Source organism: Chryseobacterium sp. NFX27 (assembly GCF_049887855.1).
Lineage (GTDB): Bacteria > Bacteroidota > Bacteroidia > Flavobacteriales > Weeksellaceae > Chryseobacterium.
This window is the reverse complement of record NZ_JAGEKK010000002.1, coordinates 364243-371175: the sequence shown is the minus strand read 5'-3', so window position 1 is coordinate 371175 and position 6933 is coordinate 364243. Positions and strand designations below refer to the sequence as shown.

Annotated in this window: 9 protein-coding genes; all 9 read right to left on the bottom strand. The window is 36.1% G+C overall.

All coding sequences use genetic code 11. From position 1 onward, the window contains the following. Positions 1 to 136: 136 nt before the first annotated feature. Positions 137 to 415, bottom strand: a complete 279-nt coding sequence (locus J4Q03_RS04295; RefSeq protein WP_426046963.1) for a hypothetical protein — start codon at positions 413 to 415, stop codon at positions 137 to 139. A gap of 138 nt (positions 416 to 553) precedes the next feature. Next, on the bottom strand, positions 554 to 1705 hold the full coding sequence (locus tag J4Q03_RS04290) for a class I SAM-dependent methyltransferase (RefSeq protein WP_426046962.1): 1152 nt from the start codon (positions 1703 to 1705) through the stop codon (positions 554 to 556). A 37-nt stretch (positions 1706 to 1742) separates the two neighbouring features. Continuing rightward, complete coding sequence (locus tag J4Q03_RS04285) at positions 1743 to 1901, bottom strand: GxxExxY protein (protein ID WP_426046972.1); 159 nt, start codon at positions 1899 to 1901, stop codon at positions 1743 to 1745. A gap of 55 nt (positions 1902 to 1956) precedes the next feature. Further along, positions 1957 to 2121, bottom strand: coding sequence for a GxxExxY protein (locus J4Q03_RS04280; protein ID WP_426046961.1), 165 nt, complete (start codon positions 2119 to 2121; stop codon positions 1957 to 1959). A gap of 54 nt (positions 2122 to 2175) precedes the next feature. Then, positions 2176 to 2616: a DinB family protein gene (locus J4Q03_RS04275; RefSeq protein WP_426046960.1), complete on the bottom strand. Its 441-nt coding sequence runs from the start codon at positions 2614 to 2616 to the stop codon at positions 2176 to 2178. Next, positions 2616 to 3776, bottom strand: coding sequence for a methylmalonyl-CoA mutase family protein (locus tag J4Q03_RS04270; protein ID WP_426046959.1), 1161 nt, complete (start codon positions 3774 to 3776; stop codon positions 2616 to 2618). Before J4Q03_RS04270 ends, J4Q03_RS04275 begins: the two co-directional genes overlap by 1 nt. A gap of 149 nt (positions 3777 to 3925) precedes the next feature. Then, complete coding sequence (locus J4Q03_RS04265) at positions 3926 to 4282, bottom strand: FtsB family cell division protein (RefSeq protein ID WP_426046958.1); 357 nt, start codon at positions 4280 to 4282, stop codon at positions 3926 to 3928. A 1-nt stretch (position 4283) separates the two neighbouring features. Beyond that, positions 4284 to 4898 (bottom strand): uridine kinase, encoded by a 615-nt coding sequence (gene udk / locus J4Q03_RS04260; protein ID WP_116012554.1) that lies wholly within the window; start codon positions 4896 to 4898, stop codon positions 4284 to 4286. Between the two features lie 134 nt (positions 4899 to 5032). Beyond that, complete coding sequence (locus J4Q03_RS04255) at positions 5033 to 6883, bottom strand: T9SS type A sorting domain-containing protein (RefSeq protein WP_426046957.1); 1851 nt, start codon at positions 6881 to 6883, stop codon at positions 5033 to 5035. Positions 6884 to 6933: the final 50 nt, after the last annotated feature.

Here is a 6933-nt window from a genome sequence, read left to right as displayed (position 1 = left end):
TATTTTATTTTTTTGGGGGGGGGGTTTTCCCCCCCCCCCAAAACTCAGAAAATAGCGAGTGCGAAAAGCGGGATAAAGCTCCAAAAAAATAGGTCCTACATTTTTGCAGGACCTATTTTATATTATGCACTAAAAATTAGTGTTCAGCTTTAGGAGCTTTCTCTGCTTCAGCAGACTTTACAGCAGCAGTACTGTCGGTTTTAGGAGCTACAGCTTCATGCTTTTCTGCAGAAGCCGTTTCTTTGTGTCCTGCAGCAGCTTCATGACCGTGTGCTTCACCTCCGCCCTGTACATCGTCAGAATATCTTTCAACTCCTTCTTCCAGTTTTAAAGTGTTTTTATTTCCTCCGGCTTGTATTTTTTTACAGCTTACAGCGATCGTTGCAACAGCTAAACATATAATGAATTTTTTCATATGTAAAATTTATTTTTTAAATGTCATATGGAATCGCATTATTTTAGCCGGTTATAATTATTTTTAACAGCAAGCGATTTCATGCTTAAATTTTTGATTGCCCAAAAGTAAGAAATCCTGCTTTTTTCGGCAACATTTTTATACTGATTTTAAAATAATTTTACCTTTTTTGGATTGTGTAAAAATAAGATAGTGTTCACCTCCGTCTTTTATGCCGTATTTCTTTTTGATATCTTCCGGTTTTAAAGGATAATTCTTTGAAATGATATTGAACTGCTCTTTCTTTTTAATCTGCTTGGATTCAACAGGTTCAACTTCTAACACTCTGCCGGGAAAATCACTGATCTTTTGACCTGAAGTATAAAAATGGGTATTGGGATGAAGTTTTTTGAGCGCGAATCTCTCTGAAACCAGATTAAAAACACCTGCTTTCAAAATACTGTTATTGGGAATATATATGAATTTTTCAGGCTCAGCATATTCTGCCCGGGCATTTTCTTCCTCTCCGAATTTAAATAGAAAAGAAGATTCTTCACTTTCCAGATTAATACAGTTGACTGTTATTTCTTCTTTCTTTTCGTTTGACAGAAAAACGACTGCTTCCTTAACATCATTTTTTACAGCTATAATTTCAATCCTGAAAATACCAGGTAATACTGAAACCAGATATTTCAAATCGATCAACGGTGATAATTTTATAATCACCTGATCTGCTGTCATAAGCAGCTTTTCCTTGATCTGAAGAACATCAGGTGAAAGGTCTTCGAGCAGAAAGACTTTATTTTTGTTCTGATCTCTTCTTGCGGGATCTAAATAAATAACATCGAAATATTCTTTATTACTACTCAAAAAATTTTCCAGATTTTGATTGATGAATCTTGCTTTCCTGTCTAAAATTCCCCAATTATGCTCTACAACATTCAATAATTCAGCATTTTGTTCTACCAAAGTAACTTCTTCAAAATTCTGGGACAGATAATAGGCATCAATTCCGAAGCCGCTGGTGAGATCGATGAATGTATTGCCTTTCAGAATCTGTGATTTATAAAGCGCCGTTTTCTCTGAAGATGACTGCTCCAAATTAAGCTGGGGCGGAAAAATAATTCCTTCTTTCAGCAGAAAAGGGAACTTTTTCTGGGCGGTCTGCCTTCCTTTAATCTGCTGTACGATTTCCTGCATGGAAACCTCCGGAAACGGAGATTTTTTTAATAATAAAGAATGCAGGTCTGTGTTTAGATTTGCATTAATGTAGTTTTGGATTTCTTTGTTTAGTATTTTTTTATTTCCCACAGATCTCGCAGATTTTCACAGATGATTGTGCTTATTTTTAGAATGTTCCATTTATTTTCCGGAAAATATTTTTGTCTATATAATCGGTGTTAAAATTGACTAATATCCCTAATTTTAATCCTGTCAGTTTTAAATATGTCAGTAATTGTTTGTGGTGGACATTATTAATCTCTGGAATTGATTTTATTTCAACAATTACTTTTTCATTTACAATAATATCAGCAATAAAGCTTGATTCTATGAAAATACCTTTATATTATTGGAATAGGAACTTGATGATTAACATTTAATCCTAAATCTTTTAATTCATGAACTAGTATTTTCTCGTAAACCTTTTCTAATAATCCTGGTCCTAATTCATTATAAACAGAAAATATAGATTTTCTGATACAAAAACTTAATTCATTCTCAGTCATTCGTGTATGTTTACAACAAAAGTAAAAAATCTGTGAGATCTGTGGGAGTAAAACTTATCTTTTATAAAAAATATAATCTGTTAATATTGGATCAATACCGTTCTGTTTCAGGAGAGAATTGATCTGACCGCGATGATAGGTTGAATGGTTTACGGCATGAAACAGCATTTCGAAAATACTGTTTTCAAACTTTGCCCCTCTGGAGTTCTTATATTCCACCCTGCTGTCCAGATCAAGGTTTTGAATAATATCAGTACTTTTCAGAAAATTCTGACGGTTAATCTCATCAAGAGATTCAAAAGGGTTGATCTGCCAGACTTCAAATGTTTTTTCACCTAATATCCGTGAATTCCAGATCTGCTGTGCATTCAGTGTATGATTGATGAGACTGATTGTTTTGTCGTCCACTTTCGAGATATGTTCTGAGATGTATCTGATCATTTCTTTATTGAAATGATGGGTGTATTCAAATAAATCGATCAGTTTTTCCTTCATTACTCAAACATTTCAGCCCAACGTACGGCTTTTATTTCTTTTTCGCTGTAAAGATCGCCTATTGATCTTTTAACGTCTAATTTAGGGTATAAATTGACTCCAATCAGCTTTATTTTACCTTCTTCCACCCATTTCTGTTCTTCAACAGCCTGATCGTAGATTTTTTTCTGAATGATTCCCTGCTTTAAAAGCTCAAGATAACCACCCGCTTCTTCTATTTCAACGAACAGTGTCCACGATTTTTCTGCAATCTGGCGGGTAATGTCTTCTACATAATAGCTTCCATTGGAAGCGTCCTCAAATACATTAATGATACTTTCATAAGCGAGAACAATCTGCTGCTTAAAGGAAATTTCTTCAGAGTTATCGGTGCTTCTGTTTACAAGATAGTTGTTGCTGAACACCGCATCTGCCCCTGCAATCATGGCAGAAGCCAGCTCTAATGTTGAACGGATAAGGTTATTTTCACTGTCTGCAACAGCCTTATTTCTTAAAGAAGTTTCTGCAAAAATATAGGGTGTTTCATGTAGACCATATTCTTGGGAAAGCTGGTTAAAAACTATTTTAAAGGCTCTCAGTTTAGCCATTTCGAAGAAATAATTTCCACCGACCGCTATCCTGAAAATCAGTTTATTCAAAATTTCAGGGCCATAAACTTCAGCAAGTTCTTTGGTCTTCGCCAGTGCAATTCCCAACTGCTGATAAATTGCCGCTCCGGCATTCTGATGAAGTGAAATATCAACACAGATGTTTCTTCTGAAATCTTTTGACAGAAGTTCTTTAGCCAACTGATCATCAATAATACCTTCCTTTTCATTAAAGACATCAATCAGTGAAAAATACTGATCTTCATCTTTCGGGCTGATATGGCCGGCAAGGTCTTTATTATTAACAAAAAGTGTTTTCTGTTCAAGATTTTCTACGTTGTGGTCCAGGATAAAGGCAAATACATCTTCTTCCAGACTTTCGTGATATCTTGCTACCAAATGAGTATTCTCTTCCACTTTCGGCAGGTTTGCCAATGTTTTCTGAACTTCACTGTAAAAAGGTTTCACATCAATCCCTTCCAGATTTTCTTTATTTAAGATGGAATAAATGTCTTCTGTTTTAAGCTGTTTTTTTACTAAATTTTCCCAGTTTGGAAGTATATCTGCTGACATTGGCTGTTTATTATGGGTGAATGGTGCTATGCAGGTCGATTGTGAATTTAAAAAAATTGACTGTTAACCATTGACAATTCACTATTTCAGTTATTATTTTTCGTTGTGAATGGTGAAGTATTACAATTGACTATTCACATTTCAATCTCTTATTTTTTAGCGCTATCTGCACTGTCTACTACCAGAATGAAGATCTCTTCATCCGGTTTTTTCATGAAATAATTTTCTCGCGCGTATTTTTCTTTCTCCGACTTATTGTTCATCAGTTTCTTATAAAAAGTATCGTTTTTTTCGTACTCCTTTTTATAATATTCCAGCTGGTCTTCATATCGGCTGATCTCGCCGTTCAGTTCATTAATAACAAGGAAAGAGGTTTTATCAAAGAAAATCATCCATACCAGAAACATACAGATCGTAATGGTGTATTTATTCAGAACATATTTCTGGATAATTTTGAATGTTTCAGATTTCGGCTGAATGTCTTTAATAAGTTTGTTTTCTTTCATTTTAATGTTTTCTCAACGAATTTTTAATAACAGTAGTTAAAAAATCAATCGCTACGGAATTCTGTCTCATGTTAGGAATGATCAGATCTGCTTCATTCTTCGATGGTTCTATGAATTCCTGATGCATGGGCTTCAGTGTGGTCTGATAACGGTGAAGGACTTCCCCCAGGTCTCTTCCCCTTTCCTGAGTATCCCGCCTGATCCTCCTGATCAGTCTTTCGTCAGAATCTGCATGAACGAATACTTTTAAATCAAATTCTTTCAGCAGTTCCTTGTTTGTCAGTACCAGAATACCTTCTACTACCAATACATTTTTAGGTTCTACAGTGACGTGGTCGCCAGTTCGGGAATGAGTAACAAAGCTGTAAATGGGCTGTTCTATAGACTCATTATTCTTTAAAGCTTTTACATGTTTTATCATTAAATCGAAATCTATAGACTTTGGATGGTCATAATTGAGCGCCTCTCTCTCGGTCAGTGTCAGATTCGGGTTATCGTGATAATAATTATCCTGAGAAAGGATATTCATTCCTTCAATATCAAGCTGTTGCAGTATTTTATCAACAACTGTAGTTTTGCCGGATCCTGTTCCTCCAGCAATTCCTATTACAAGCATTCTTTTTTGTTTCTTTATAGTTGGTACAAATATACTATTTTAGATGAATGCAAGTAAAAGAATCCCTGCAGAATTTGGTCTGACAAAAAAAATCCGGTGTCTGGACACCGGATTTAAAGATTTTATTTAAGTTTTTATTTTTTTATGAATTTTGCAGATAAATTAATTTCTTTTACGGTCAGGATATAATTTCCGGACGGAAGTTTTGAAACATCAATTCTGTTGCTGTTATTTCCTATCGTCGTTTCCATTACTTTACGGCCTTCCATGTTATAAATTTCGGCTTTTTCTTCTTTGTTTCCTTTCAATAAAACGATCAGAACATCAGAAACCGGATTTGGATATACCGACACGGAGTTTTCTTTAGCTGTTTCTTTGGTAGCCAGCGTACAGCTGTATTCCGGAAGCACATACCCTGCGGCTGTAAATTCCTCTGTCATAGCAGTGATATCATTACAGTTGAATCCGAACTGCCCCAGCATATCAATGCCAGCCTGTCTTACGGCAATCGCCGCATTTTGCTGGTTCGTTGTTGAAGTTGTTAAATCCAGGCCTTCTAAAAAGGCTCTGTCCGTTTTCTCTTTTCCTATTCTGTTATAGATTCTCATCAGTGCTGCAGACCAAATCTGGGCTTTATCATAATAGGATCCGGATCCCGGATATGTCATTGTAGTATTGGTTATTCTGCCATCCCAGAAAGTATTATGTCCATCCCAGTCGAACATCCAGTTATATTCCGGAGCCGATGAAGGCCATTGGTTTAAACTCCTGCTGTAAGATTGTGCCCAATAATCGCCACATCCTTCACTCAAGCCATCTGCATTGGAAATTCCTCCGGACAGCCAATGATGAATTCCATGTCCTAATTCGTGAAGAATTACATCTGCATCTTCAGCGTCATCCACACCGCCTTCACCAAATCCAAGTGACTCACTTCCTGTCAGGTAATGAGAGTTATCCTGCCCACTAAAACCATGCGGATCAAATCTTAATACTCCATTGTTTTGTGAAGGTTTACAGACAATTCCTAAAGTTACATTGATGTATCTCAAACTATTATCAAGGTGCCAATACGCATTCACTGCTTCAAATCCATCATCGCTTCTGTTAAATAAAAACTGGTTGTTAGACTGTGTAAAAATTCCTTTCGCAGGTGCCTCTATCTCCTTAATTTCTGCATACGTTCCCTTTAAGGTATAAATTCCGCCTGTAAAATCAATTTCAGGAATGGTCACCAAAGTTCTTGCAGCATCCAGACTTGCATTGGTAGCATCTTCTGAAGTACCGCTACCGTTTACATACTGTCCACCATAAACTGATCCTGTTTTAGATAAAGGATCCGGCTGAAAAATGTAGGCACTTCCAGTTACCAAAGCCTTCTTTGCTATTACTTTTTTATCTTTTTTCTTATGAAGCGGATCATTTTTATCGTGATGTTTTACAGAAATATCTTTCATGCTGATCACATCACCTGTTTTTGCATCTACAATGGTTTCCCAGCTGCCAGGATTGTCAAAAGAGCTGGTCAGTATCCTGTAAACCAGTTTTGTTTCTCCTGAATCTGTAATATATACAAACAGTTTATTTTCTTCATAAGTAATCTCTCCTTTTGACCGGGAAGCTATATGAGCCTTTTTAAGCGCCTCTGAAGCAGAAACAGAGGGAACCGTATCAGTTTCCTTCAGGTTTTTCTTTAAACTTTCTGTCCCTGTATAACTTATGGTCCCGGATTTGTTGAAATGGACCACAATTTCAGACTGAAAAACAGGAACGTCATTTATCATTTGTTGAAACCGCAGGGTTTCTCCTGTATTTCCTTTGCGTACCGAACTTAATGTGAGTCCGCTGAATCCTGGGATTCCTAAATTTCTTGAGTTTTCTTTGATCCAGTTTTCAGCCGGAGCTTTAAAAGATGATTCCTGAGCATTTAATGCGGAACAGCATAGTATACTGCCAAGAACCAGCGAAGTAATTTTTTGTTTCATTTATTTATATTTATGGTGTTTGTGTCTTAATTGCTAAATATAAATAAAAT